The organism is Nocardioides marmoriginsengisoli (assembly GCF_003725695.1).
GTDB classification, from domain to species: domain Bacteria; phylum Actinomycetota; class Actinomycetes; order Propionibacteriales; family Nocardioidaceae; genus Marmoricola; species Marmoricola marmoriginsengisoli.
Map to the genome: position 1 here is coordinate 311,949 of NZ_RJSE01000003.1, position 25,107 is coordinate 337,055.

General features: G+C 71.8%; 25 protein-coding genes. 8 read left to right on the forward strand and 17 right to left on the reverse strand.

Annotated features, from left to right (window positions below; genetic code table 11):
- Positions 1-22: 22 nt before the first annotated feature.
- Positions 23-1,795 (forward strand): glycoside hydrolase family 15 protein, encoded by a 1,773-nt coding sequence (locus EFK50_RS03460; RefSeq protein WP_123226147.1) that lies wholly within the window; start codon positions 23-25, stop codon positions 1,793-1,795.
- 4 nt (positions 1,796-1,799) lie between these two features.
- Here the strand turns inward: EFK50_RS03460 and pgsA are convergent, their stop codons facing one another.
- The 8 genes from pgsA to dapA all read right to left on the reverse strand — a co-directional run bounded on the left by pgsA (position 1,800) and on the right by dapA (position 12,017).
- A complete protein-coding gene (gene pgsA / locus EFK50_RS03465; RefSeq protein WP_123226148.1) occupies positions 1,800-2,408 on the reverse strand; it encodes a CDP-diacylglycerol--glycerol-3-phosphate 3-phosphatidyltransferase in 609 nt (202 codons plus the stop codon).
- A gap of 31 nt (positions 2,409-2,439) precedes the next feature.
- Entirely contained in the window at positions 2,440-3,912 is a 1,473-nt protein-coding gene (rimO, locus tag EFK50_RS03470) for a 30S ribosomal protein S12 methylthiotransferase RimO (protein ID WP_123226149.1), read from the reverse strand.
- A 69-nt stretch (positions 3,913-3,981) separates the two neighbouring features.
- Positions 3,982-5,595, reverse strand: a complete 1,614-nt coding sequence (locus EFK50_RS03475; RefSeq protein WP_123226150.1) for a helix-turn-helix domain-containing protein — start codon at positions 5,593-5,595, stop codon at positions 3,982-3,984.
- Positions 5,592-8,105 (reverse strand): FtsK/SpoIIIE family DNA translocase, encoded by a 2,514-nt coding sequence (locus EFK50_RS03480; RefSeq protein ID WP_123226151.1) that lies wholly within the window; start codon positions 8,103-8,105, stop codon positions 5,592-5,594. Before EFK50_RS03480 ends, EFK50_RS03475 begins: the two co-directional genes overlap by 4 nt.
- A 71-nt stretch (positions 8,106-8,176) precedes the next feature.
- Complete coding sequence (locus EFK50_RS03485) at positions 8,177-8,734, reverse strand: hypothetical protein (RefSeq protein ID WP_123226152.1); 558 nt, start codon at positions 8,732-8,734, stop codon at positions 8,177-8,179.
- Positions 8,731-9,393, reverse strand: coding sequence for a hypothetical protein (locus EFK50_RS03490; RefSeq protein ID WP_123226153.1), 663 nt, complete (start codon positions 9,391-9,393; stop codon positions 8,731-8,733). Before EFK50_RS03490 ends, EFK50_RS03485 begins: the two co-directional genes overlap by 4 nt.
- Before the next feature lies 1 nt (position 9,394).
- Positions 9,395-11,089, reverse strand: a complete 1,695-nt coding sequence (locus EFK50_RS03495) for a ribonuclease J (RefSeq protein ID WP_123226154.1) — start codon at positions 11,087-11,089, stop codon at positions 9,395-9,397.
- 16 nt (positions 11,090-11,105) lie between these two features.
- The gene (dapA, locus tag EFK50_RS03500; RefSeq protein ID WP_123226155.1) at positions 11,106-12,017 is read right to left on the reverse strand and encodes a 4-hydroxy-tetrahydrodipicolinate synthase; all 912 of its coding nucleotides are present in this window, start codon (positions 12,015-12,017) and stop codon (positions 11,106-11,108) included.
- A gap of 110 nt (positions 12,018-12,127) precedes the next feature.
- On the opposite strand from dapA, the gene EFK50_RS03505 reads away from it, so the two are divergent.
- The 3 genes from EFK50_RS03505 to EFK50_RS03515 all read left to right on the forward strand — a co-directional run bounded on the left by EFK50_RS03505 (position 12,128) and on the right by EFK50_RS03515 (position 14,403).
- Positions 12,128-12,796, forward strand: coding sequence for a hypothetical protein (locus EFK50_RS03505; RefSeq protein WP_148046037.1), 669 nt, complete (start codon positions 12,128-12,130; stop codon positions 12,794-12,796).
- 99 nt (positions 12,797-12,895) lie between these two features.
- Positions 12,896-13,474, forward strand: coding sequence for a DUF3558 domain-containing protein (locus EFK50_RS03510; RefSeq protein ID WP_123226157.1), 579 nt, complete (start codon positions 12,896-12,898; stop codon positions 13,472-13,474).
- 26 nt (positions 13,475-13,500) lie between these two features.
- Positions 13,501-14,403: an LLM class flavin-dependent oxidoreductase gene (locus EFK50_RS03515; protein ID WP_123226158.1), complete on the forward strand. Its 903-nt coding sequence runs from the start codon at positions 13,501-13,503 to the stop codon at positions 14,401-14,403.
- Here the strand turns inward: EFK50_RS03515 and EFK50_RS03520 are convergent.
- Together EFK50_RS03520 and EFK50_RS03525 are read right to left on the reverse strand one after the other, a co-directional pair.
- Positions 14,400-14,879, reverse strand: a complete 480-nt coding sequence (locus EFK50_RS03520) for a dihydrofolate reductase (RefSeq protein ID WP_123226159.1) — start codon at positions 14,877-14,879, stop codon at positions 14,400-14,402. The two genes, EFK50_RS03515 and EFK50_RS03520, sit on opposite strands and share 4 nt — an antisense overlap.
- Positions 14,880-14,889: 10 nt before the next feature.
- Positions 14,890-15,684, reverse strand: a complete 795-nt coding sequence (locus tag EFK50_RS03525) for a thymidylate synthase (RefSeq protein WP_123226160.1) — start codon at positions 15,682-15,684, stop codon at positions 14,890-14,892.
- Between the two features lie 91 nt (positions 15,685-15,775).
- Between EFK50_RS03525 and EFK50_RS03530 the strand changes: the two genes are divergently transcribed.
- Positions 15,776-16,600 (forward strand): hypothetical protein, encoded by an 825-nt coding sequence (locus tag EFK50_RS03530; protein ID WP_123226161.1) that lies wholly within the window; start codon positions 15,776-15,778, stop codon positions 16,598-16,600.
- On the opposite strand, the gene EFK50_RS03535 is transcribed toward EFK50_RS03530, so the two are convergent.
- From EFK50_RS03535 to paaA, 5 genes are read right to left on the reverse strand one after another with little or no spacing between them, the layout of a single operon-like run.
- Complete coding sequence (locus EFK50_RS03535) at positions 16,568-17,605, reverse strand: 2Fe-2S iron-sulfur cluster-binding protein (RefSeq protein ID WP_123226162.1); 1,038 nt, start codon at positions 17,603-17,605, stop codon at positions 16,568-16,570. The two genes, EFK50_RS03530 and EFK50_RS03535, sit on opposite strands and share 33 nt — an antisense overlap.
- Positions 17,602-18,060, reverse strand: a complete 459-nt coding sequence (paaD, locus tag EFK50_RS03540; protein WP_123226163.1) for a 1,2-phenylacetyl-CoA epoxidase subunit PaaD — start codon at positions 18,058-18,060, stop codon at positions 17,602-17,604. The genes EFK50_RS03535 and paaD overlap by 4 nt, the downstream gene beginning before the upstream one ends.
- A complete protein-coding gene (gene paaC, locus EFK50_RS03545; RefSeq protein ID WP_123226164.1) occupies positions 18,057-18,809 on the reverse strand; it encodes a 1,2-phenylacetyl-CoA epoxidase subunit PaaC in 753 nt (250 codons plus the stop codon). Before paaC ends, paaD begins: the two co-directional genes overlap by 4 nt.
- Positions 18,790-19,065 carry a 1,2-phenylacetyl-CoA epoxidase subunit PaaB gene (paaB, locus tag EFK50_RS03550; RefSeq protein WP_123226165.1) on the reverse strand — a complete coding sequence of 92 codons (276 nt, stop codon included), beginning with the start codon at positions 19,063-19,065 and terminating at the stop codon, positions 18,790-18,792. Before paaB ends, paaC begins: the two co-directional genes overlap by 20 nt.
- Positions 19,062-19,973 (reverse strand): 1,2-phenylacetyl-CoA epoxidase subunit PaaA, encoded by a 912-nt coding sequence (paaA, locus tag EFK50_RS03555; protein ID WP_221177253.1) that lies wholly within the window; start codon positions 19,971-19,973, stop codon positions 19,062-19,064. Before paaA ends, paaB begins: the two co-directional genes overlap by 4 nt.
- Positions 19,974-20,091: 118 nt before the next feature.
- Here paaA and EFK50_RS03560 point away from each other — a divergent pair, with 118 nt between their 5' ends.
- From EFK50_RS03560 to EFK50_RS03570, 3 genes are read left to right on the forward strand one after another with little or no spacing between them, the layout of a single operon-like run.
- The gene (locus tag EFK50_RS03560) at positions 20,092-20,631 is read left to right on the forward strand and encodes a GNAT family N-acetyltransferase (protein ID WP_246004017.1); all 540 of its coding nucleotides are present in this window, start codon (positions 20,092-20,094) and stop codon (positions 20,629-20,631) included.
- Entirely contained in the window at positions 20,632-21,354 is a 723-nt protein-coding gene (locus EFK50_RS03565) for an AzlC family ABC transporter permease (protein ID WP_123226168.1), read from the forward strand.
- Complete coding sequence (locus EFK50_RS03570) at positions 21,351-21,662, forward strand: AzlD domain-containing protein (protein ID WP_123226169.1); 312 nt, start codon at positions 21,351-21,353, stop codon at positions 21,660-21,662. The genes EFK50_RS03565 and EFK50_RS03570 overlap by 4 nt, the downstream gene beginning before the upstream one ends.
- Before the next feature lie 141 nt (positions 21,663-21,803).
- On the opposite strand, the gene EFK50_RS03575 is transcribed toward EFK50_RS03570, so the two are convergent.
- Together EFK50_RS03575 and EFK50_RS03580 are read right to left on the reverse strand one after the other, a co-directional pair.
- Positions 21,804-23,408: a M4 family metallopeptidase gene (locus tag EFK50_RS03575; protein ID WP_123226170.1), complete on the reverse strand. Its 1,605-nt coding sequence runs from the start codon at positions 23,406-23,408 to the stop codon at positions 21,804-21,806.
- A 131-nt stretch (positions 23,409-23,539) separates the two neighbouring features.
- Positions 23,540-25,024 (reverse strand): sigma-70 family RNA polymerase sigma factor, encoded by a 1,485-nt coding sequence (locus EFK50_RS03580; protein WP_123226171.1) that lies wholly within the window; start codon positions 25,022-25,024, stop codon positions 23,540-23,542.
- Between the last annotated feature and the right edge of the window lie 83 nt (positions 25,025-25,107).

Here is a 25,107-nt window from a genome sequence, read left to right on the forward strand (position 1 = left end):
CGGTGAAGGCTACTGTCAGGCCATGGGGCCGATCGAGGACTACGGGATCATCGGGGACCGGCACACCGCGGCACTGATCGGCCTCGACGGCTCCGTGGACTGGCTCTGCCTCCCCCGTTTCGACTCCGCCTCGTGCTTCTCCCGGCTGCTCGGCGACCCGGACTCCTCCCGCTGGCTGCTCGGCCCTGCCGGCGAGCACACCTCGACCCGCCGCTACCTCGACGGCACCAACGTCCTGGAGACCACGCACACCACCGCGACCGGCGAGGTCCAGGTCCTCGACCTGATGCCGACCGGCGACCGCCGCGCCGACGTCGTCCGCCGGATCACCGGGGTCCGCGGCACGGTCCGGGTCCGGCACGAGTTCACGATCCGGTTCGACTACGGCCGGATCCGCCCGTGGGTGCACCGGGTCGACACCGGCGACGGCCTGGTCATCGTCGCGGTCGCCGGCCCGGACAAGGTGATCCTGGCCGGGCCCCGGCTGCCCGACGCGGTGGGCGGCCACCACCAGGACGAGTTCGAGGTCTCCGCCGGCGAGGTGCTCGACTTCTCGCTCACCTGGGTACCGTCGCACCGGGACGTCCCGCCGCGCCTCGACCTCGACAGCCGGATCGCGTCCACCCTCGCCGAGCAGCGGGACTGGCTGGCCGCCGCGCCCGACCAGGGTCCGTTCGCCGCCGCCGTGAACCGGAGCCTGCTCACCCTCTACGCGCTCACCGACGAGGACACCGGCGGCATCGTCGCCGCGCCGACCACCTCGCTGCCCGAGGACTTCGGCGGCGTCCGGAACTGGGACTACCGGTACTCCTGGCTCCGCGACGCGGCGCTGACCGTCGAGGCGATGATCGGCGACGACCACCCCGAGCGCGCCCGCCCCTGGCGCGACTGGCTGCTGCGCGCGATCGCCGGCGACCCGGAGGACCTGCAGGTGATGTACGCCGTCGACGGCAGCCGGCACCTGCCCGAGACCGAGCTGGACCACCTCGCCGGGTACGCCGGCTCGCGGCCGGTCCGGATCGGGAACGGAGCCGTCGGCCAGCGCCAGGGCGACGTGATCGGCGAGGTGCTGGTCGCCCTCGCCGCCGCGCGCGACCTCGGCCTCACCGAGACCACCGACAGCTGGAGCCTGCAACGCACCCTGGCGAACGGGATCGCGGAGTCGTGGCACCTCCCCGACAACGGCATCTGGGAGATCCGCGGGCCGCAGCGGCACTTCACCCACAGCCGGGTGATGATGTGGGCCGGCCTGGACCGGATGATCCGCGGCGTCGAGCGGCACGGGCTCCGCGGACCGGTCGACGAGTGGCGCCGGGTCCGCGACGAGATCCGGTCGGCCGTCCTGGACAGCGGGTACGACGCCGACCGCGGCACCTTCACCCAGCACGACGCCACCACCGAGGTGGACGCCTCGCTGCTGCTCCTCCCGCTGGTCGGGTTCGTCGAGGCCGGCGATCCGCGGATGCTGGGCACGCTCGCCCGGATCGAGGAGGACCTGCTCCGCGACGGGCTGCTGATGCGCTACCGGACCGGCTCCGGCGTCGACGGGCTCAGCGGCGACGAGCACCCGTTCCTGGCCTGCTCGTTCTGGCTGGCGGCGGTCTACGCCCGGGTCGGGCGGACGGCCGAGGCGGAGGCGCTGATGACGCGCCTGGTCGCGCTGAGCAACGACGTCGGCCTGCTCAGCGAGGAGTACGACGTCACCGGCGACCGGATGGCCGGCAACTTCCCGCAGGCGTTCAGCCACCTGGCGCTGATCCAGGCGGCCCGGGTGATCGAGCGCTCCCGGGTCTAGCGGCTCAGGCCTGCGCGGGCGCGTTCGCCGTACGGCGGTGTCGGACGACGTCGCGGGCGAACTCGTAGCCCGAGGTCATCGTGAGCACGACGGCCACGCCCATCAGCACGATCGCCGCCCACCAGAGGATCTCGCCGGGAACGTCCCAGAACCCGGTGAGGTAGTGGAACGGACCGACCAGACCGCCGAGCGCCAGCGCCTGGGCCATCGTCTTGATCTTGCCGCTCTGGTTCGCCGGCATCACCACCTGCTTGGCGATCGAGAGCCGTGCGAAGGTGACCGCCCACTCGCGGACCAGCACCGGCACGGTCACCCACCAGAGCACCGGGTAGATGATCGACAGCCCGATGAAGGCCATCCCGGTGATCGCCTTGTCGGCGATCGGGTCGGCGATCTTGCCGAAGTTCGTGATCAGGTTGTGCTTGCGGGCGAGGTCACCGTCGATCTTGTCGGTGATCATCGCGACGGCGAACAGGCCGTAGGCGACCCAGCGCCACCCGGTCGAGTCGCCGCCGTCGTGCAGCAGGGCGAAACCGAAGAACGGGACCATCACGATCCGGAGCGTGGTCAGCGCGTTCGGCACGTTCCAATTGCTCGGCTTCTGGTCGCTCATCCTGCCCCTCTCGCTGCTCAGGTCCGACGGATCAGACCGGTCGGGCGATCAGGTCGACGCCTTCGGTACCGATCACGGTCGCCTCGATCATGTCACCCACCGCGAAGTCGCCGGACAGCCCGGTCAGGGTGGTGGACCCGTCGACCTCCGGGCCCTGGCAGGCGGCCCGGCCCTCGGCGGCCCCGTCCTCGACGTCGAGCGACTCCACCAGCACCACCACCCGCTCGCCGATCCGCTCCTCGGCGCGTTGCGCGGTCAGCTCGTCGGCCAGCGCGCTGAGGTGCTCGACACGCTCGTCGATGGTGTCCTGGTCGAGCTTGTCGGCGTACGTCTCGGCCTCGGTGCCGTCCTCGTCGGAGTACCCGAAGACGCCGACCGCGTCGAGCCGGGCCTCGCTCACGAAGTCGCACAGGGTGGCGAAGTCCTCGTCGGTCTCCCCCGGGAAGCCGACGATGAAATTGGAGCGGACCCCGGCTTCCGGGGCGTTCCGGCGTACGTCGGCGAGCAGCGTGAGGAACGAGTCCGGGTCGCCGAACCGGCGCATCGCCCGGAGCACCCCGGCCGAGGCGTGCTGGAAGGACAGGTCGAAGTACTCCGCGACGCCGTCGGTGCGCGCGATCGCCTCGACCAGCCCGGGACGGGTCTCGGCCGGCTGCAGGTAGGACACCCGGACCCGCTCGATGCCGTCGACGGCGGCCAGCGTGGGCAGCATCGTCTCCAGCAGCCGGATGTCGCCGAGGTCCTTGCCGTACGACGTCGAGTTCTCCGAGACCAGGAAGAGCTCCTTGACGCCCTGCTCGCCCAGCCAGCGGGCCTCCGCGAGGACGTCGGCCGGGCGCCGGGAGACGAACGAGCCGCGGAAGCTGGGGATCGCGCAGAACGCGCACCGCCGGTCGCAGCCCGACGCGAGCTTGAGCGGGGCCATCGGGCCGCCGTCCAGACGGCGGCGGACCGAGCGCGGCCCGGTCGCCGGCGCACCGGCGCCGATGTCGGTGAGATCGGTCGGCGCAGCCACCTCGAAGCTGTGACCGGGGACCACCACGTCGATGTCGATCCGCTCGGTCGGGGTGATCGGCAGCAGCTTGCGCCGGTCCGACGGGGTGTGGGCGTGCTGCTGGTCGCCGGCCAGGATCGAGCGCAGCCGGTCCGCGATGTCCGGGTAGGCGTCGAAGCCGAGGACGGCGTCGGCCTCGGGAAGCGACTCGGCGAGCTCCGCGCCGTACCGCTCGGAGAGGCAGCCGACCGCGACGACGGACTTGGTCGAGCCGGTCTCCTTGAGGTCGGCGGCGGCCAGCAGCGTGTCGACCGAGTCCTTCTTGGCGGCCTCGACGAAGCCGCAGGTGTTCACCACCACGGTCTCGGCGTCGGCGGGGTCCTCGACGAGCAGGAAGCCACCGGCCTCGAGCTGGCCGGCCAGCTCCTCGGAGTCGACCTCGTTGCGGGCGCAGCCCAGGGTCACCAGGGCTACGGTGTGGCGTTCGGTGGCGTCGGTGGAGGCAGTCATCTCGGGTCGAGTATGACGGGCCGGACGGCCCCAGAGCGAACCCAGAGCGAACCCGCGAACCCGCGCCGGTCAGCGAAAGGTCTTGGACCCTGCCGCGCCGGCCGTCCCCACGGTCCCGAGCGCCTTGCCCTTGACGGTCACCTCGACGGCACCGGCGTTGTCGGCGGAGACCTTGAACGGCGCCAGGCCGACGATCTTGCGCTGCTTGCGGATCGCCAGGTCGCCGGACCAGAGGATCTTGCCGGTGCGGTCCCGGACTACGACCCGGGTCCCGGCGTACACCGCCTTGACCGTCATCGTGCTGGTCTTCATCCGGGCCGAGGTGATCGGCGTCCGGTTGGCCGCGAGCCCCGCGGTCTGGCTGGTCTCCTCCGGCGCGGCGTTGAGCTGCTCCGGGTCGCCGGCGAGCATCCGGGCCAGTCCCCAGATCATCGTCAGGCTGAGCACCGCTCCGATCACCAGGCTCCAGCGGGGGCCGCCGAGCGTGGCGCGCATGCCTCCGGACAACCCAGTGGAGAGCTCGGCCTCGAAGACCCGGCGGGCGTTGATCGGTGCCTGCGCGTAGCGCTCGTCGTAGAGCTTCATCAGCGGCTCCAGGCTGAGGCCGAGCACCCGGGAGACGGCAGTCAGGTGGCCGCGGGCGTAGAAGTCGCCGCCGCAGGGGGCGAAGTCGTCCAGCTCGATCGCCTCGAGCACGTGCGGGCGGATCCGGGTGCGCTGGCTGAGCTCGTCGATGCTCATGTCGAGCATCTCGCGGGCGTGCCGCACCTTCTGGCCGATCACCGGCTCCGGGACGTGCTGCTCCGGCGCGTACTGATCGGGACCGCGCTGCTCCGGGATGGCCAGCACCACCGGGCCGGTGTCCTCGGCGGACGGATCGAGGACCGCGTCAGCCTGGTCGGGCACGACCGGCTCGTCCTCGGGCACCTCTTCCGGGGCTTCTTCCGGGGCCTCCAGTCGCGCCTCTACTCGGGCCGGCCGGTGCAGGTCGCGCAGCGGCAGGACCGGGCCGGGCAGCGCCGGCTCCTCGGGGACCGGCGCCTCGACCGTCTCGGCACCGTACGCCGACGCCACTGCCACCGGGTCGGCAGCAGGTCGCGGCTGGACCTCGTCGAGCGGAGCGAGCTGACGCCCCTGCACCCCGACCACCTCGGTACGGCCGGCGGCGAGCACGTCGAGGTCGGCCGCCAGGTCGATGCTGTCGGTGACCGTGGTCATGCCGAGCGGCAGCGCCACCGGGGCGCCGTACCAGTACTGGTTCCAGCGCAGGTGCGCCTGCGCGACCGGGCCCTGGTAGTCGGCGGTCGCCGAGCGGTCCCGCGGCACGATCACCAGGCGTCCCTCGCGCAGCAGCGTCTCCGGGCTCTCGACGACGACCTGGCGCACGTCCTGCCAGGGCAGACCGCGCCAGCTGAAGCCGATCCGGAACCGGATGCCCTGGTCGTCGACGACCAGGACCGGCGTCCGGGCCGCCACCACGGCCGGCAGGTTCAGCGCGGCCACGGCGAGCAGGAGCAGGCCGATGAGCGCGTCGAAGAACGAGGAGCCCCGGATCAGGTAGCCCAGCCCGAGCACCAGCGCCAGCCCGCCGACCACGCCGGAGAGCAGGACGTTGCGGTGCACGGCCAGCAGGTTCTCGTCGTGCTCGAGCTCGTGGACCGCGTCGGTCTCGGTGTCGCTCACAGCTCCCCCTGCAAGGTCGCGATGACCGCGTCGAGGTCATCGGGCTTGATCAGCACGTCCCGGGCCTTCGAGCCCTCGCTCGGTCCGACCACTCCGCGGCTCTCCATGATGTCCATCAGGCGGCCGGCCTTGGCGAACCCGACCCGCAGCTTGCGCTGCAGCATCGAGGTGGAGCCGAACTGGGTGGAGACGACCAGCTCGACGGCCTGGACGACCAGGTCGAGGTCGTCGCCGATGTCGTCGTCGAGCTCGCGCTTGGAGGCGGCCGGGGCCGTGACGTCCTCGCGGTAGCTCGGCTCCAGCTGGTCCTTGCACTTGCGGACGACCTGGTGGATCTCGGCCTCGGTCACCCAGCTCCCCTGCACCCGGACGGCCTTGGAGGCGCCCATCGGCAGGAACAGCCCGTCACCCTGGCCGACCAGCTTCTCGGCACCGGGCTGGTCGAGGATGACCCGGCTGTCGGCCAGCGAGGAGGTCGCGAACGCGAGCCGCGAGGGCACGTTCGCCTTGATCAGACCGGTCACCACGTCGACCGACGGCCGCTGCGTCGCGAGCACCAGGTGGATGCCGGCGGCACGGGCGAGCTGGGTGATCCGGACGATCGCGTCCTCGACGTCGCGCGGTGCGACCATCATCAGGTCGGCGAGCTCGTCGACGATCACCAGCAGGTACGGGTACGGCGCCAGCTGGCGCTCGCTGCCGGCCGGCACCTGCACCTTCCCGGCCCGGACCGCCTTGTTGAAGTCGTCGATGTGCCGGAACCCGAAGTTCGCCAGGTCGTCGTACCGCATGTCCATCTCGCGGACGACCCACTGCAGTGCCTCGGAAGCCTTCTTCGGGTTGGTGATGATCGGCGTGATCAGGTGCGGGACGCCCTCGTAGGCGTTCAGCTCCACCCGCTTGGGGTCGACCATGATCATCCGGACCTCGTCGGGCGTGGCCCGCATCAGGATCGAGGTGATCATCGAGTTGATGAAGCTCGACTTACCCGATCCGGTGGCGCCGGCCACCAGCAGGTGCGGCATCTTCGCGAGGTTGGCGACCACGAATCCGCCCTCGACGTCCTTGCCGAGTCCGGCCACCATCGGGTGGTGGTCGTTGCGAGCCGTGTTGGAGCGGAGCACGTCGCCGAGGGAGACGATCTCCTTGTCGGTGTTCGGGATCTCCACGCCGACCGCGGACTTGCCCGGGATCGGCGAGAGGATCCGGATGTCGGCCGAGGCCACCGCGTAGGCGATGTTCTTGGCGATGTTGGTGATCTTCTCGACCTTGACCGCCGGGCCGAGCTCGACGACGTACCGGGTCACCGTCGGGCCGCGGGTGTAGCCGGTGACGGTGGCGTCGATGTCGAACTCGTCGAAGACGCCGGTGAGGCGCTCGACGACGGCGTCGGACGCGGGCGTCCGGGCCTTGTGCGCGCTTCCCGGCTTGAGGATGTCGCTCTCGGGCAGCGTGTAGGTGATGTCGCCGGAGAGGCTGAGCTGCTCGACCCGCACCGGCAGCGGGGTGTGCGGCGGGGGCTCGAGCTCGACCTTCTCCTCGACCTCGGGCTCGACCTCCTTGGCGCGGCCGCGCTTGGCGACCTCGCGTTCCTCCAGGACCGGGCTGTCGTAGGCGACGTCGCCCATGTCCGGGTCGATGCCGTCCTCGACGAGGTCCTTGCGGCTGCGCCGGGTCTTCTTCGGCGACTCCTCGACCTCGGGCTCGATCGTGCGGCCGAGCATCCGGTCGCGCAGCAGCCGCAGCCGGGCCGGGACCTGGTAGACCGGCGTCGCGGTCACCACCAGGACGCCGAAGACGGAGAGCAGCACCAGCAGCGGTACGACCACGTACGGCGTGCTCAGCAGGTCGGTGAGCAGCTTGGCGACGACGAACCCGAGGGCGCCGCCGGCCTGCTGCAGATCCGTGGTGTCGCCGAGCGCGGGCTTCGGCGAGCCGTTGGCGATGTGGATGATGCCGAGCACGCCGAACAGCAGCGCTCCCCAGCCGACCACCTGGCGACCGACCGGGCCGTTCGCCTCCGGGTCGCGCAGGTTGCGCCAGGCGATGTAGACGAGCATCAGCGGGACGAACCAGCCGACCAGGCCGACCGAGCCGGCGACCGCGGCCCGGGTCGCGTCGAAGACACCGCCCGGGACCTGCCACCAGACCGAGGCGGCGACCACGACCGCGATCGCGACCAGGAACAGCCCGGCGCCGTCGCGGCGGTGCTCGGGATCCAGGTCGCGGGCGCCCTGACCGACCCGGCGGGCGCCGGAACCGATCGCGCCGGCCACCCCCAGCCAGACCGCCGCGACGCCGTGGCCGAGCGCGCCGAAGGTACGCGAGATGGGGCCAGGACCGTTGCGGACTGCTCGCGGGGCCGGCCGCTTCTTCGAAGCGGCGGACTTCCGTGCAGCAGGCTTGCGCTTGCCCTGGCTACCGGACGGCCGGGATCGCGAAGTCGAAGCGCCCTTCTTAGCGGTGCTCCTGCTACGCGACGCCGACGGGGAAGACGTACGGGTCGCCATGGTCCGCAATGTACGGGAAAACCCCACCAGTCCCACGTGTCCCACGCCGGGAGAGCGCCCGGCGTGTCGGCTCAGCCCGGTACGCCGTCGAGCGTCTCCGGCGACGCCAGCGCCACCGGCCCCCAGAGCATCGACCGCTTCCGCCGGTACTCCGCTGCCCGGGTGCGCGCGACCTCCGGCGCCTCGATGCGCGGCAGCACCAGGCCCGGTCCCCCGCGGACCACGAGGGCGTCCAGCACCCAGGGCAGGTTCCGGCAGGCGATCCTGGCCGCGTCCGGGGCGGTCCAGCTGCCCGGGTGCGCCGCGGTGACCCGCAGGAAGACGTCGAGCCGCTTGATCAGGTCGTCCCGGTCCGGCGCCATCCCGGTGTCACCGAAGACCACGGCCGCCTCCCGGAGCCCGACCGCTGCCGGGCTGATCAGCGCGGTCCCGAGCTCGGTGAGGCCGCACAACCAGACCAGGTGCTCGGCGATGGCGCGCCGGCGTACCGTGCTCAGCCGCGCGCCGGCGGTGAGAAGCAGGCGGGCCCGGGTCAGGTCACGACGGACGGCGGCCTCGACGTACGAGTGCAGGATGCTCATGGCTCCCCAGAGCACCCGCACCGCTCGGTGATACACGATCGTGCTCACATCTCGAGGAAGGTGTCCTCGTTCTCGCGGATCTCGGCCTCGAGAGCCTCGTTGAAGTCGTCGGTGACGGTGGTCTTGGCCGGCCCCGGGGCGATCGATCCCCAGGCCTTGTCGATCGCCGCGGAGACGTCGATCAGCCGGGCGGCCTCGATGTGCGGCTTGGTGGTCTCCCGGGCGACGTACTTGGCGACGAAGGTGCGCAGCTCGCCCTCGATGTTCACCACTCGCTGCATGATCGTGGCGCGGATGCCCTCGGCCTGGACCTTGACCTGGACGTCGGAGCTGCGCGGCGGGTCGATGCTGATGAAGATCCGGACCCCGTCCAGCGCGCGGGCGGTGAGCGTCAGCGGGACCAGCAGCTCGGCGTGGAAGGTGTGCGTCTCGACCTGGAGGTTGACCTCGAAGGTCAGCGTCACCGGCAGCTCGACGCGGTAGGAGATCTGCGGCCCGGTCAGTCGTACGGCGCTGGCCTCGCCGATCTCGCCGAACGCGCGGACCTTCGCGATCTTGCCCGGGCCGACGCCGATCGGGCCGAAGTCGATCGGCTGACCGGCGATGTTGTTGACCGCCCCCAGGATCCGCTCCTGGCTGACCGCCTCGGCGAAGAAGTCCAGTCCCCACTGCTCGTAGGAGACGAACTCCTCCTCGTCCATCGGCATCTCAGGCCTCCAGCACGACCGGGATGATCATCGGCCGACGCCGGTGCTTGCCGGAGACCCAGCGGCCGACGACGCGGCGGATGTTCTGCTGGAGCTGGTAGGTGTCGTTGACGCCCTCGCTGATCGCCTTGTCGAGGGCGTCGACGATCGGGCCGCGGATCTGGTCGAAGATCTCGTCGTCCTCGGCGAAGCCGCGGGCGTGGATCTCCGGGCCGCTGAGCACCTTTCCGGTCTGCGAGTCGATCACCACGATCACCGAGATGAAGCCCTCCTCGCCGAGGATCCGGCGGTCCTTGAGGTCGCTCTCGGTGATGTCGCCGATCGAGCTGCCGTCGACGAAGACGTACCCGCAGTCGACCTTGCCGGTGATCGAGGCCTTGCCGTCGACCAGGTCGACCACGAAGCCGTCCTGGGCCACCACGACCCGGTCGGCCGGGACCCCGGTCATCCGGGCCAGCTCCGCGTTGGCGTGCATGTGCCGGATCTCGCCGTGCACCGGCAGCACGTTCTTCGGCTTCACGATGTTGTAGCAGTAGAGCAGCTCCCCGGCGCTGGCGTGGCCGGAGACGTGCACCAGGGCGTTGCCCTTGTGGACGACGTTGGCTCCGAGCGCGGTCAGGCCGTTGATCACCCGGTAGACCGAGTTCTCGTTGCCCGGGATCAGCGAGGAGGCGAGCACGACGCAGTCGCCCTCCTCGATGGTCACGAAGTTGTGGTTGCGCTGCGCGATCCGGCTCAGCGCCGACATCGGCTCGCCCTGCGACCCGGTCGAGATCATCACGACCTTGCCGGGCGGCAGCGTCGCCAGCTCCTTCGGGTCGACCAGCAGGTCCGGCGGCACGTTGAGGTAGCCCAGGTCGCGCGCGATCCCCATGTTGCGGACCATCGAGCGGCCGACGTACGCGACCTTGCGGCCGTGCTCGGCCGCCGCGTCGAGGATCTGCTGCACCCGGTGCACGTGCGAGGCGAAGCAGGCCACGATGATCCGCTGGTTCTGCCGGGTGTGGAAGACCCGGTCGAGCACCGGCGCGATGTTCTTCTCCGCGGTGGTGAACCCGGGTACCTCGGCGTTGGTCGAGTCGGTGAGGAACAGGTCGACGCCAGCCTCGCCGAGCCGGGCGAACGCCCGCAGGTCGGTGATCCGGCCGTCCAGGGGCAGCTGGTCCATCTTGAAGTCGCCGGTGTGCAGCGCGACGCCCGCACCGGTCTTGATCGCCACCGCGAGCGCGTCCGGGATCGAGTGGTTGACGGCGACGAACTCGAGCTCGAACGGCCCGAAGGCGATCGTCTCCCCCTCGGCCACGATGTGCCGGACGGTGTCCTTGATCCGGTGCTCGCGGAGCTTGGAGTCCAGCAGCGCCAGGGTCAGCTGCGAGCCGACCAGCGGGATGTCGTGGCGCTCGCGGAGCAGGTACGGCGTCGCGCCGATGTGGTCCTCGTGGCCGTGGGTCAGGACCAGGGCCTCGACCTTGTCGAGCCGGTCCCGGATCGCCTCGAAGTCGGGGAGGATCAGGTCGACGCCCGGGTGGTTCTCCTCCGGGAAGAGCACCCCGCAGTCGACGATCAGCAGCCGGTCGTCGTACTCGAAGACGGTCATGTTGCGACCGACCTCGCCGAGGCCGCCCAGGGCGATCACCCGGAGGCCCCCCTTCGGCAGCGGGGCAGGAGCGGACAGCTCCGGGTGCGCGTGACTCATCAGGTGCTCAGCCTCTTCAGTTGGTCGGCGTGATCGGGAGGAGGCCGGCGTTCGCCAGGGCCTCGTGGACGGCGCCGACCAGCTGGTCGTCCGCCTCGACCAGCGGCAGCCGCACGGTCCGGTTGCCGTGCACGCCGAGGAGCTGGATCGCCGCCTTGGCGGTCATCACCCCGGGGGCGTGGTTCATGATCGCGTCGACCACCGGTGCGACGTCGTTGTAGAGCCGCAACGCCCGGTCCAGGTCGCCGGCGTCGACGGCGGCCACCATCTCGGCGTACTGGTTGCCGGCCACGTGGCCGACGACCGAGACGACGCCGCAGCCGCCGTGGGTCAGCCAGCCGAGGTTGAGCACGTCGTCGCCGGAGTAGTAGGCCAGTCCGGTCTCGGCCATGATCTGGGTGCCCCGGAAGAGGTCGCCGACGGCGTCCTTGACCGCGACGAACTTCTCGTTGGCGGCCACCCGGGCGAAGGTCTCCGGCGCAATCGTGACCCCGGTGCGCCCGGGGATGTCGTAGAGCATGATCGGCAGCTCGCTGGCCGCCGCGACCGCCTCGAAGTGGGCGGCGATGCCGGCCTGGGTCGGCTTGTTGTAGTACGGCGAGACCAGCAGCACCCCGTCGGCCCCGGCCTTGGCGGCCTGCTCGTTGAGCTCGATGGAGTGCTCGGTGTGGTTGGTGCCGATCCCGGCGACGACGGTCGCGCGGTCGCCGACGGCGTCGATCACCGCGCGCAGGATCTCGCCGTCCTCGGCGACGGAGGTGGTCGGCGCCTCACCGGTGGTGCCGCTGACCACGATGCCGTCGTTGCCGTTGGCCACCAGGTACTCGGCGACGCGGGCGACGCCGTCGAGATCGACCGACCCGTCGTCCTTGAAGGGCGTCACCATCGCGGTGAGCACACGACCGAGCGGGGCTGCGGGAAGACTCATAGGCCTAGGTTAGTGGTCATCCACCTCACCGGCTCACCCGATTGCCCCGTTCACGCCGACACCGGCCCGGATCCCCCACCCTGCCGGCCCGTCCGGGTACCTTCGCGCAGGTGAGGATCACTGCGACATCGCGCTCCCTGGCCGCCCTCGTCCTGGGCACTCTCGTGCTCACCGGCTGCGGCAAGGACGCCGAGAAGGATCCGGTCGCCGCCGACCCGACCACGCCGACCGTGAGCTCCTCACCGACCCCGACCGCCACCCCGACGCCGACTCCGACGCGGAAGCCGAAGCCGACCCGGACACCGACCAGGCCCGCGGAGGGCAACGGGGACGGCGAGGGCGACGACACCCCGGCAGCCGATGGCGGCGGGATCTGCGCCGATCTGGACGCCGGCGAGGTCGCCGCGATCCTCGGCGGCGCGGTCACGGGTTCGGCGATGCCCCCGAAGGGCTGCGCCTTCAACCGGAAGAACCCCAGCGCCCCGGCGGCGAGCTTCGCCGAGACCTCGTTCGCCGGGACACCCGGCGGCATGGACGGCGCGAAGACCGGCGCGACCTCCTCGGTCGAGGGCGAGCCGGTCGACCTGACCGGGATCGGCGACGCCGCCTTCGTCGTGACCGGCACCGCGTTCGGCGGCACCGACCTCCAGGGCGCCGGCGCGGTCCGGGTCGGCGACCGCCTCGTCAACGTGACGGTGGCGCAGAGCGCCGGCCTCCCCCGGGCGAAGGTCCGGGCGCTGGTGGTCAGCCTGCTCACGCTCGCCGCCCGGTCCGCCTAGCACCCGAACCAGCAGAAACCCTACTGTCGCCGAACCCCGCGACCTCCTAGCGTCAGAGGTTCTGCGCTCCGGCGCACCACCGACCCTGATGAGGCCGCCATGCGCGCGAACCGCACCCTGACCACCCTCGCCCTCCTCGCCGCCGTGACGACCGGGCTCACCGGCTGCGGCTCCGACGACAAGTCGAGCGACTCCGGGAAGCCCAACACCGGGACGGTGGCCCCGACCGACGACAAGACCGACGAGACCGACTCCTCGACCAGCGACATCTGCGCGGCCGTCACCGACGACGAGATCGAGGCGATCGTAGGCGCGCCGATCACCCGCGAGGAGATCCCCGGCGGTGGCTGCACCTTCAACCAGGAGGACCTCCGCGCCGCGGGCATCTCGCTGAACACCACGCCGTACGACGAGAGCACCGGCGGGTTCGACGCCGCGATCTCCGGTGTCTCGGCGACGCTCGACGGCACCGGCGGCGGTCCGGTCGACGGCATCGGCGAGGAGGCCTACGTCAAGACCGGTACGGCGATGGGCGGCTCCAGCCAGCAGGGCGGCGGCCTGGTCCACGTCGGCAACATCCTGGTCCAGGTCACCGTGATCCAGGGCGCCGGGCTCTCGGCCGAGAAGGTCGAGGCGATGGTGGTCGACACGCTGAAGCTGGTCGCCGAGAAGGCCTGATCCGCGCGACCTCGTAGCCTCGGGGGATGAACGCTCTCGCCCTCAGCACCGTCATCCTTCCGCACCAGCGCTGGCACGAGGGCGCCCGCGAGGAGTGGCGGCGGGCCGAGGCGCTCGGGCTGGACACGGCGTACACCTACGACCACCTGTCCTGGCGGACCTTCCGGGACGGCCCGTGGTTCGGCGCGATCCCGACGCTGACCGCTGCTGCGACGGCGACCTCGACGCTCCGGCTCGGCACCCTGGTCACCAACCCGAACTTCCGGCACCCGGTGACGCTCGCCAAGGAGCTGATCAGCCTCGACGACATCTCCGGCGGCCGGATCACCCTCGGCATCGGCGCCGGCACCTCCGGGTTCGACGCGACCGTGCTGGGTCAGGAAGCGTGGACGCCGAAGGAGCGGGCCGACCGGTTCGCCGAGTTCCTCGCCCTGCTCGACCGGTTGCTCACCGACGCGGACGTCTCCGCCGCCGGGGCGCACTACGTCGCGCACGAGGCCCGCAACATCCCCGGCTGCGTGCAGCAGCCGCGCCTCCCCTTCGCGGTCGCGGCCACCGGTCCGCGCGGCCTGGCGCTCGCCGCCCGGTACGGCCAGGCCTGGGTGACCACCGGCGACGACAAGCTCTACGAGAACGGCACCGCCGCCGAGTCGGACGCCGCCCTGGCGAGCCAGATCCAGCGGCTGGGTGCCGCCTGCGCCGAGATCGACCGCGACCCCGCGTCGATCCGGAAGGTGCTGCTGACCGGGTTCACCCCGGAGGCCAACGAACCGTTGCAGTCGTTCGAGCGGTTCGTCGACTTCGCCGGCCGGCACCGCGATCTCGGGTTCGACGAGATCGTCGTCCACTGGCCGATCCCGGACAGCGACTTCGCAGCGCCGTACGACGTCTTCGAGCGGATCGCGACCGAGAGCCTGGGCCGGCTCTAGGCCCGCCGGTACCAGACGAACTCGTAGCCGGTCTCGCCGTCGAGGTGCGGCTCCCGGCGCTCCTCGACCCAGTCGTCCGGGCTGAACTCCGGGTAGCGGGTGTCTCCCTCGGGTGCGAGGTGCACCTCGGTCAGCACCTGGGCGTCGGCCACCGCCAGCGCCTCGGCGTACACGCTCGCTCCCCCGACGACGAACACCTCGGGATCGATCTCCTCGGCCAGCCGCAGTGCCGCCTCCAGGTCGCCGGCGACCAGCACGCCCTCGGCGGACCAGCCCGGGTCGCGGGTCAGCACGATCGTGGTCCGGCCCGGCAGCGGCCGCCCGATCGACTCGTACGTCGCCCGCCCCATCACCAGGACGTGCCCCAGGGTGAGCGCCTTGAAGTGCGCGAAATCGGCGGGGATCCGCCACGGGATGTCGCCGTCGGCGCCGATCACGCCGTTGCGCGCGACGGCAGCGACCAGGGTGAGCGTCACAATGCCGCTCTCACACCGCAATGGGGGCTTTGATCCCCGGGTGCGGGTCGTAACCCTCGATCGTGATGTGCTCGAGGTCGAACGCGTCCAGCGCCGACACCGACGGGTCCAGGCGCAGCGTCGGCAGCGGACGGACGTCCCGGGTCAGCTGCAACCGGGCCTGCTCCAGGTGGTTGGTGTAGAGGTGCGCGTCGCCGAGGGTGTGCACGAAGTCACCGACCTCGAGCTCGCAGACCTGGGCCACCATCTGGGTGAGCAGCGCGTACGACGCGATGTTGAACGGCACCCCGAGGAAGACGTCCGCCGAGCGCTGGTAGAGCTGGCAGGAGAGCTTCCCGTCGGCGACGTAGAACTGGAACATCGTGTGGCAGGGCGCCAGCGCCATCTCCGGGATGTCCGCGACGTTCCAGGCGGAGACGATGTGCCGGCGCGAGTCCGGGTTGCTGCGGAGCTGCTCGACGACCTGGGCGATCTGGTCGACGTGCCGGCCGTCCGGGGTCGGCCAGGAGCGCCACTGGTAGCCGTAGACCGGGCCGAGGTCGCCGTTCTCGTCGGCCCACTCGTCCCAGATCGTCACGCCGCGGTCCTGCAGCCACTTCACGTTGGTGTCGCCGCGCAGGAACCAGAGCAGCTCGGCGAAGACGGAGCGCGTGTGGATCTTCTTCGTGGTGACCAGCGGGAAGCCGGCGGCCAGGTCGAACCGCAGCTGGTGGCCGAAGACCGAGAGAGTGCCGGTGCCGGTGCGGTCGGACTTCTCGACGCCTTCGTCCAGGATTCGCTGGACCAGGTCGAGGTAGCTCTGCATGGAGGTCAACCTACCTGCGTCGCGGTGCTGCTGGCGGGAGCGCCGCCGTAATGTCCGCGCGCCTGTCGGAGGAGCGTGGCAGACTCCGGGAGTGATCGTCGGGATGACCGCGGCCCTGCTGGCCGCAGCGCTGTTCGGAGCGATCGCCGCGATCCAGGCCTCGGTGATCCGCCGGCACGGTCTGCTCTCCAAGCCGATGCTCGGCGTGCTCGTCGCCTACCTCGTCGGCTGGCTGCTGCACCTGGTCGCGATCGCCGAGCTCCCGCTCTACCTGGCCCAGGTCGGGGTCGGCGCCTCCCTGGTGGTGACCGCGCTGATCGCCTCGTTCGTGCTGGGCGAGCCGCTGCGTCGCGAGCACTGGGTCGCGGTCGGCGCGATGGTGGTCGGCCTGGGCGTGCTGGCGACCGCGGCCGGGGAGATCGGCACGTCCTCCTTCACCGACCGCACCACGATCGCCCTGTACACCGTCCTCGCGGTGACCAGCCTGCTCGGCTGGACGGCCTTCCGCTGGACGCACCGGTACAGCGGCGTCGTGATCGCCACCCTCGCCGGGGTGGCGTACGGCCTTTCCCCGATCGCTACCCGGGCCCTGGTCGACTTCACCTACAGCCCGGACACCCTGGCCACGGCGATCAGCATCGGCCTCTTCGGATCCCTGGGCTTCCTGCTGTACTCGGTCGCCCTCAACCGGACCTCGGTCACCGCGGCGACCTCCCCGCAGATCCTGTTGCAGACCGCGATCCCGGCGGTCGTCGGCATCGCGCTCTTCAACGACCAGGTCCGGGACGGCTGGTGGCCGGTCGCGGTGGCGGCGTTCGTGGTCAGCGTGGCGGCCAGCGTCGTGCTCTGCGGCGCCGAGGCCCGCCTCGACCTGGTCGACGGGCTAAACGTCGAAGTCGAGGGCGAGCTGACCTGAGGTCGGCCGCGCCTGGCAGGTGAGCACGTCGCCGCGGGCGAGCTCGTCGGGCTCCAGCGCCCAGGTCGCCGCCATCGTCACCTCGCCGTCGAACAGTCGGGCGCGGCAGGTCCCGCAGACCCCGCCCTGGCACGCGTACGGCGCATCGGCCCGCACCCGCAGCAACCCGTCCAGGACGGCCTCGCCCGGCTCCAGGGTGAAGCGCGACTCCAGCCCCCCGAGCCGTACGACGACCGCAGCCGCCGGCGACGCGGCACCGGCGGTCGTCACGGTCGGCGCGGCCTCCGCGTGGAACAGCTCGGTGTGGACAGCGGTCGACGGCACCCCGTCCGCGACCAGTGCCGCGGCCAGCGTGGTGACCAGGTCGAACGGCCCGCAGAGGAACCAGCCGTCGCACTCCCCCAGGACCGTCGAGCGCAGCACGCCGAGCCGCTCGGGATCCAGCCGCGAGGACAGCAACGGACTCTCCTGAGCCTCGCGGGTGAGCACGTGCACGACCTGGAGGCGGTCCGGCCAGCGGTTCTTCAGGTCGGCGATCTCGTCGAGGAACATCACCTCGCGCTGGGACCGGTTGCAGTCGACCAGGCTGACCAGCTCGACCGCGGGATCGGCCAGCGCCGCGGCCACCATCGCCAGGATCGGCGTGATCCCCGAGCCGGCGGCGACGAACGCCGGCCGGCGCAGCCCGGCGAGCCCCGCTCCGAACCGGCCGGTCGGGGTCAGCACCTCGAGCTCGTCGCCGGGGCGCAGGCCCGGGAGCACCCGGTCGGAGAACGCACCGCCCGGCAGCCGCCGTACGCCGATCCGCAGGGCACCGCCGGGCGGCGTGCAGATCGAGTACGACCGGCGCTCCCGCTCCCCGGGGACCCGGATCGCGACGTGCTGGCCGGCCTGGTGGGCGAACACGTCCCGCAGGTCGTCGGGCACCTCGAAGGTCACCGCCACCGCGTCCTCGGTCAGCTCGTCGAGCGCGGCGATCCGGAGCGGGTGGAAGTCCGGCCTCACAGCGGCTTGACCTGGTCGAACGGCTCGCGGCACGTCGTACAGACGCGCAGCGCCTTGCAGGCCGTCGACGAGAACCGGGACAGCTCCCGGGTCTCCAGCGAGCCGCAGTTCGGGCACCGGACGGCCAGCTCCAGCGACACCTGGGCGACGGGTCCCGGCGGCGCGATCCCGGCGGCGTCGAGCGCGGCCCGCCCGGCAGCGGTGATCCAGTCCGTCGTCCAGGCCGGAGCGAGCACGACCTCGACCCGGACCGGCATCGGCGCAAGCGCGGCCACGATGTCGTCCGCGATCGCCTCCATCGCCGGGCAGCCCGCGTACGTCGGCGTGATCCGGACGGTGGCGGCCCCGCCGTCGACCTCGACCGCGCGCAGGATGCCGAGGTCGGCGATCGTGACCATCGGCAGCTCCGGGTCGAGGACCGCGGCCACCCGCTCCCTGATCTCGGCGGCGCTCACCAGGTCGCTCCGGGGTGGGCGGCGGTGACCTCGCGCATCTCGGCGAGGATCGCGTCGAGGTCGGGGGTGTGCACGCCGTCGCGCCCGGACGGGGTGGCGACGCGGTCCTCGGGGAGCTCCAGGGTCGCCGTACCGAGCACCTCGGCGACCCAGTGCCGGCAGGACCGGTCGGCCCGATCGTCACCGAGGAGGGCGCAGAACCACGGCCACTCGGCGGCCAGGGCGGTCTCCATCCGACGCCTCGACTCCGCGGTACCGCTGCCGAGCCGGAGCGTCCAGAGCCGGGCGTGGTCGCGGTGGTAGGCGACCTCCTTGACGGACTTCGCGGCGATCGCCGCCAGCCTCGCGTCGGCGGCGGTGCGCAACCCGGCGTACAGCTCGTACTGGTACGCCGCGAGGAGCAGCAGTCGGACGATCGTCACCGCGAAGTCCCCGTTCGGCCGCTCGACCAGCACCGCGTTCCGGAACTCGTCGGCCGGCCGGAGGTAGGCGAGGTCGTCCTCGGTCAGCACCGGGTCGGTCAGCTCGCCGGCGTAGCCGAGCAGCATCCGGGCCTGTCCGAGCAGGTCCAGCGCGATGTTGGCCAGGGCGATGTCCTCCTCGAGATCGGGCGCCCGGGCCACCCACTCCGAGAGCCGGTGGCTGGCGATCAGGGCGTCGTCGGCCAGGCCCAGCAGGTAGATCCGGTCGGACGCCGCGGCACCGGCCGTCCCGGCGTCGGGCCCGTCCTCACATCTGGTCGACGGCATCCGGCACCTCGTAGAACGTCGGGTGCCGGTAGACCTTGTCCCCGGCGGGTTCGAAGAACGAGTCCTGCTCGTCCGGGCTGCTCGCGGTGATCATCGAGGCGGGCACGACCCACAGCGACACCCCTTCGCTACGCCGGGTGTAGACGTCCCGGGCGTTGCGCAGAGCGGTCTCCGCATCCGCGGCGTGCAGCGATCCGACGTGCGCGTGCGCCAGCCCCCGCCGCGGCCGCACGAACACCTCCCACAGAACACTCATCTCGCTCCCCCGCTCGCGGCGTAGGCGTCGGCGGCCTCGCGGACCCAGGCACCCTCGGCATCGGCGCGCACCTTGTGCGCGATCCGCTCGGCGTTGCAGGGACCTCGCCCCGCCACCACCTCGGCGAGCTCGGCGAAGTCGACCTCGCCGAAGTCCCAGGACCCGCGCTCCTCGTTCCACGCGAGGTCGTCGTCCGGGATCCGGAGCCCCAGCACGGCGGCCTGCGGGACGGTCATGTCGACGAACCGCTGCCGCAGGGTGTCGTTCGAGAATCGCTTGATCCCCCAGGCCGTCGAGCGCTCGCTGTTCGGCGAGGCCGAGTCCGGCGGACCGAACATCATCAGCGCCGGCCACCACCACCGGTCGAGCGCGTCCTGCGCCATCGCGTGCTGCTCAGGGGTGCCGTGGCTCAGCGCGTGCAGCGACTCGAAGCCCTGGCGCTGGTGGAACGACTCCTCCTTGCAGATCCGCACCATCGCGCGCGCGTACGGGCCGTAGGAGCAGCGGCACAGCGGCACCTGGTTGACGATCGCGGCACCGTCGACCAGCCAGCCGATCGTGCCGACGTCCGCCCAGGTCAGCGACGGGTAGTTGAAGATCGAGGAGTACTTCTGCCGGCCGGTGTGCAGCGCGTCCAGAAGGTCGGCCCGGTCGACGCCGAGGGTCTCCGCGGCGGCGTACAGGTAGAGGCCGTGGCCGGCCTCGTCCTGGACCTTGGCGAGCAGGATCGCCTTGCGCCGCAGACTCGGCGCCCGGGTGATCCAGGCGCCTTCCGGCTGCATCCCGATGATCTCGCTGTGCGCGTGCTGGGCGATCTGGCGGATCAGCGTCGCGCGGTAGTCGTCCGGCATCGCGTCGCGCGGCTCGACCCGGCCGAGGTCCTCGATGACCTGCTCGAAAGTCGTCACCCTTCGAGGATAGACCGAAGTTGTTACAAAATCTCGTTGCACAACGGCCTATCTGACATATATCGGCCACGGGTCGCCCGGTCGCCCCGCGACGACCTGCACCTGCTTGGATGAGCCGGTGAGTGCTGATGTCTCCTGCCGGGTCGCCTGGTCCGACGACGCCCCCGCGATCGCCGCGGTCCAGGTCCGCGCCTGGCGCACCTCGTACGCCGACCTGCTGCCGGCCGACCTGCTCGCCGGCCTCGACCCCGACCAGCTCGCCGAGGGCTGGCGCGCCTCCCTCGCCAAGCCGGCCGACGCCCGCCAGCGTGCCCTGATCGCCCTCGAGCGCAACCTGGTCACCGGGTTCGCCCTCACCGGACCGGCCGGCGACCCCGACCGCGACCCGGTCGCCGACGGCGAGGTGACCGACCTGACCGTGGACCCGCACAAGCGCGGGGCGGGGCACGGATCGCGGCTGATGCAGGCCTGCGTCGACACCCTCAAGGCCGACCGGTTCACCCGGGCGGTCACCTGGGTGGCCGCGACCGACGACGCCACCCGGGCCTTCCTGGTCGCCGCCGGCTGGGGGCCCGACGGGGCGCACCGCACCCTCGACCTCACCGGCGACGGCAGCGTCACCGTCAAGCAGGTCCGGCTGCACACGGATCTGGGCTGAATGACGGCCCGGCAGTCCGGCGATCCGGCCGCGCCTGATCCGGGCGAGCTGGCTCCCGCCGAGCGCCGCCAGATCGTCCGGGACGGCCTCGCCGTCGCGGTGGCCACCGGCGCCTACGGGATCTCCTTCGGGGCGATCGGGGTGAGCAGCGGGCTCGACGTGATCCAGACCTGCGCACTCTCGCTGCTGGTCTTCACCGGGGCGTCCCAGTTCGCCTTCGTCGGCGTGATCGCCGCCGGAGGAGCTCCCCTGGTCGGCGCCGCGTCCGGACTGCTGCTCGGCGTCCGCAACACCTTGTACGGGCTCCGGCTGGCGCCGCTGCTGGCCTGGCACGGTGCGCGCAAGGCCGCGGCGGCGCACCTGGTGATCGACGAGTCCACCGCGATGAGCGTCACCCGGGGATCGACGGAGGCGGCCCGGGTGGGCTTCCTGACCACCGGCCTCGGGGTCTTCGTCCTCTGGAACGCCTCGACCCTGGTCGGCGCGATCGCCGGGGACGCGATCGGCGACCCGCGGGACTACGGCCTCGACGCCGCTGTCGGCGGAGCCTTCCTCGCACTGCTGTGGCCACGGCTCACCACGGCCACTACCCGGATCGCGGCCGTGCTCTCCGCGGGCGTGGCCCTCGTCCTGGTGCCGCTGACCCCGGCCGGGATCCCGGTACTGGCGGCCGGGGTCGTGGCGCTGGGTCTCGGTCTGCGCGGACGCGAGGTGGCGTCATGACCTGGATCGCGATCCTGGCCTGCGCCGCCGGGTGCTACGGGCTGAAGCTCGCCGGGCTCTCGGTACCCGCCCGGGTGCTGGAGAGCAGGCTGGTGCAGCGGATCGCCGACCTGCTCCCGGTCGCCCTGCTCGCCGCCCTGATCGGCGTCCAGGTGTTCGCCACCGGCGACAGCTCCGACCAGACGCTCGCGATCGACGCGCGCCTCGCCGGACTCGGCGCCGCCGCCGTCGCCCTGCTGCTCCGAGCGCCGTTCCTGGTCGTCGTGCTCGTCTCGGCCCTCACCGCCGCACTGCTCCGCCTGCTCTGAGCCCAGAGATGAGGGCCCAGAGGTGAGAGGCCCGTACCCCCAGGTACGAGCCCCTCACCGGCAGCAACCCCAGCCCTGCCCTCCGGCCCGACGATGCTTGGGGGGAAGCACCGTCGGAGCGGAGGCGGGCCGGGAGGGGCTTCACCCGACGGACACCGCGCTCCACGCGGTGGCGACGGCGTTGTACTGGGTACTCCCGGACCCGTACAAATCCCTGGCTGCGTTCAAGGTGGCTGTGCGGGCACCGGCGTAGTTCGTGCTCGACGTCATGTAGACCGTTAGGGCGCGGTACCAGATCTGGGCGGCCGCATCGCGACCGATCCCGGCGACGGAGGATCCGTTGCAGGTGGGGCTGGAGTGCGCCACCCCGCCGAAACTCTTCGGCGCGGACCCCTCGGCGAGCAGGTAGAAGAAGTGGTTGCCGACCCCCGAGGAGTAGTGCACGTCCAGGTTCTTCACGCTGCTCGTCCAGCAGTTCACCGAATTGCCGTCGCTGGCCGGGTTGTCCATCCGGCGCAGTCCGACGTGGTTCTTCAGGTCGAACCGCTCGCCGATCAGGTAGTCGCCCGGGTCGGCCGGGTTGGCGGCGAAGAACTCGACCATCGTGCCGAAGATGTCCGAGGTGGCCTCGTTGAGCCCGCCGGACTCGCCGGAGTAGGTCAGCCCCGCGGTGTTCTCGGTGACGCCGTGGCTCATCTCGTGCCCGGCCACGTCGAGCGAGGTCAGCGGGCCGTAGTTGACCCCGTCGCCGTCGCCGTAGGTCATCTTCTCGCCGTCCCAGAACGCGTTCACGTACTTGTTCCCGTAGTGCACCCGGTTGTACGAGCCGGCCCCGGTCCCGAAGATGCCGTTGCGCCCGAACGCCGCCTGGTAGAAGTCCCAGGTGACGTTGGTGCCGTACTGCGCGTCGACTGCCGCGGACTCCCGCGAGCTGGTCGACCCGTTGCCGAAGCTGGTGTCCGTGCTGGTGAAGAGCGTGCCGGCCTTGCAGCCGAGGCCGAGCAGGGTGCACAGGGCGCCGTCGGTGGCCCCGTTCAGGTCGGTCGTGTAGGTGTTGCCGCGGGTCGGGTCCTTGAGCTGGTACGACGACCCGCTCTGGGTCAGCCGCAGCGGGACGTTGCCGGCGTACAGCGACTGGCCGGAGCCGTCCGCGGTCTGGATCTCCTGCTCGGCCCGGATCAGTGCCCCGGTACGGGCGTCGACGTAGGTCTGCACCCGGCTCGGGGTGCCGTCGGCCTGCACTCCCCCGGACTGGACCCGCCAGGCCAGGCGCGGCGCCGTACCGGTGGCGTCGACGACCAGGGTCGCGGACTCCGGCTCGTCGCCGCTGATCCGGCGGTTGACCTTGTTCGGCGCGGCGGCCTTGGACTCGGCAGCACTCGGCGCCAGGACGGCGTCGGCCGACAGCTTCAGGTCGCTGCGCAGGGTCTGGCTCGACCCCTCCCAGCGTCCGGTCCGGTCCTGGTGGACGACCAGGTCACCACCGACGACCTCGAGCCCGCGGTAGCTGCGGTGCAACCGGACGTGGGTGCTGCCGTCCCGATCGGTGATGGTGTCGGTGGCGGTCAGCGCCTGTCCGGCACCGAACCGCGAGGTCGAGGCGTGGGCCTTCGCGGCGGCGATCGCCGCGGCGGCCTTGGTGTCCTTGTCGGCTCCGACGACGGGAGCGGCCGAGATCAACCCGGACGCTGTGGTCGCCGCGAGGACGGCGGTCAGGGTGGTGAGAAGGCGTGCAGGGGTGCGCATGCAGGTTCCTCCCGAGAGATCGGGCCGCCGGCGGCGGCCCGGAGGCTCAGCATGGCCGAGCCGGGAAGCGGTCGGAACCTGTCAAAGAGTGCGCTGCACGAACGTGCAAACGGCCCGCCGTCATCGGGGCGCTACGGGCTGATGTCCACGCGTCGTCCGCTGGTGCGATCACCGTCGGTGAGCGTCGCCGAGCCGGCCAGCGGCCGGGTCGGATCGGCCCAGGTCACCGAGAGCACCACGTCTCCGGCATCGTTGCCGGTGCAGTCGATCGCGGTCGTCGAACCGCTGGCCGACGTCGGCGCCGCGCACGTCCACCCCGCGGAGGTCCGGTGCGCCTCGACGGCGGCCGCGTTCTCCAGCTCCAGCCGGAGCCGCAGCGGCCTGCTCCCGGCGGCCCGGATCCCGATCAACGACGAGTGCGCCGACGACGTCCGCACCGTGCTCACCAGCAACGGTTCGAGCCGGAGCGGCACCGCCGGCGACGGCGTCGGCCGCGGCTTCCCGCGGGGCTGTTCCGTCCCGGCCGGGACCGGAGGCCGGACCGCCGGAGCCGCGGCCACCGGCGGGACCGACGGGGACGGACGCGGGCGACGCGGCGCCTTCGACGGAGCGGGCACCGCCTGCTGCGGGACGATCGTCGCCGGCAGCTCGCTGGGAACCGGTGCACGGTCCGACTGGAACGCGAAGCCGAGAACGGCGGCGACACCGAGCGCGGTCGCGCCGGCCGCCGCCCCGGCTTTCACCCGGACCGCCGCCGAGCCGGCCGACCCGCCCAGACCGGACCCGCCCAGACCGGACCCGCCGACCCACGTCCCGCTGATCCCGGCCCCGCCGAGGACGGCGACGACCGGGGCCAGCAGCGCGCCGAGGTCGGTGTTGATCCGGGAGACATCGACGACGGCGACGCGGCACCGTTCGCAGTCCTCGAGGTGCTCCAGCAACCGCTCTCCCTTGCCTCGGGAGAGGTTGCCGCGCACGTGCCGCGGGATCAGCGGTGCCACCCGGCGGCAGGCATCGCCCACCAGGACGCCGAGGTGCTCGGAGAGGTACGCCTGCCGGAGGCCCTCCCGGGCGCGGAAGAGTGCGACTCCGACGGCGTTGGCGTTGGAGTCGAGCCGGGCGGCGATCTGCGCCAGCGGCTCCCCCAGCACCTCGGCGCACCACAGCACGTCGCGCCACCGCGGCGGCAACGTCGAGAACGCCCGCATCAGGGTGGCGTTGTCGACGAGCTCGTCCACCGGGTCCGCGGCGGCGAACCGGGCGATGGCCTCGTCGGTCACGTCCTCCGAGAGCCGCTCGTGGCTCTTGCGCCGCGCCTGGTCGAGGTGGGCGTTGCGCAGGGTGGTGAGCAGGTAGGAGCGGAAGTTCGCCCGCGGCCCCTTGCCGCCGTCGAGCTGGGCGAGCACCTTGACGAAGGCCTCGCTGACGACGTCCGTGGCCTGGACGTCGTCGCCGACCAGCGCTAGCGCATACCCGAAGGCGGCCGTCCGGTGACGCGCGTAGAGCTCGGCGAACGCCGACCGGTCGCCGTTGCGGCAGGCCTCGGCGAGCACGTCGTCCGGCACGTCCCGGCGCCAGGGTTCCGGTGCGTCTTCAGGCAGGTCGTGGTGAAGCATCCAGGGTCATCCTCGGGTCGACGACAGGGTCGAGAGGCACCTAGCCGAGAGTCCTCCCCATGTATTGACTCCGGAGGGGGGTG

Bases quoted from the DNA above. Each gene is read 5' to 3' on its own strand.
- EFK50_RS03460 (WP_123226147.1), top strand. From the start codon at position 23: ATGGGGCCGATCGAGGACTACGGGATCATCGGGGACCGGCACACCGCG.
- pgsA (WP_123226148.1), bottom strand. From the start codon at position 2,408: ATGAGCGACCAGAAGCCGAGCAATTGGAACGTGCCGAACGCGCTGACC.
- rimO (WP_123226149.1), bottom strand. From the start codon at position 3,912: ATGACTGCCTCCACCGACGCCACCGAACGCCACACCGTAGCCCTGGTG.
- EFK50_RS03480 (WP_123226151.1), bottom strand. From the start codon at position 8,105: ATGGCGACCCGTACGTCTTCCCCGTCGGCGTCGCGTAGCAGGAGCACC.
- EFK50_RS03490 (WP_123226153.1), bottom strand. From the start codon at position 9,393: ATGCCGATGGACGAGGAGGAGTTCGTCTCCTACGAGCAGTGGGGACTG.
- EFK50_RS03495 (WP_123226154.1), bottom strand. From the start codon at position 11,089: ATGAGTCACGCGCACCCGGAGCTGTCCGCTCCTGCCCCGCTGCCGAAG.
- dapA (WP_123226155.1), bottom strand. From the start codon at position 12,017: ATGAGTCTTCCCGCAGCCCCGCTCGGTCGTGTGCTCACCGCGATGGTG.
- EFK50_RS03510 (WP_123226157.1), top strand. From the start codon at position 12,896: ATGCGCGCGAACCGCACCCTGACCACCCTCGCCCTCCTCGCCGCCGTG.
- EFK50_RS03515 (WP_123226158.1), top strand. From the start codon at position 13,501: ATGAACGCTCTCGCCCTCAGCACCGTCATCCTTCCGCACCAGCGCTGG.
- EFK50_RS03525 (WP_123226160.1), bottom strand. From the start codon at position 15,684: ATGCAGAGCTACCTCGACCTGGTCCAGCGAATCCTGGACGAAGGCGTC.
- paaC (WP_123226164.1), bottom strand. From the start codon at position 18,809: ATGCCGTCGACCAGATGTGAGGACGGGCCCGACGCCGGGACGGCCGGT.
- paaB (WP_123226165.1), bottom strand. From the start codon at position 19,065: ATGAGTGTTCTGTGGGAGGTGTTCGTGCGGCCGCGGCGGGGGCTGGCG.
- EFK50_RS03565 (WP_123226168.1), top strand. From the start codon at position 20,632: ATGACGGCCCGGCAGTCCGGCGATCCGGCCGCGCCTGATCCGGGCGAG.
- EFK50_RS03570 (WP_123226169.1), top strand. From the start codon at position 21,351: ATGACCTGGATCGCGATCCTGGCCTGCGCCGCCGGGTGCTACGGGCTG.
- EFK50_RS03575 (WP_123226170.1), bottom strand. From the start codon at position 23,408: ATGCGCACCCCTGCACGCCTTCTCACCACCCTGACCGCCGTCCTCGCG.
- EFK50_RS03580 (WP_123226171.1), bottom strand. From the start codon at position 25,024: ATGCTTCACCACGACCTGCCTGAAGACGCACCGGAACCCTGGCGCCGG.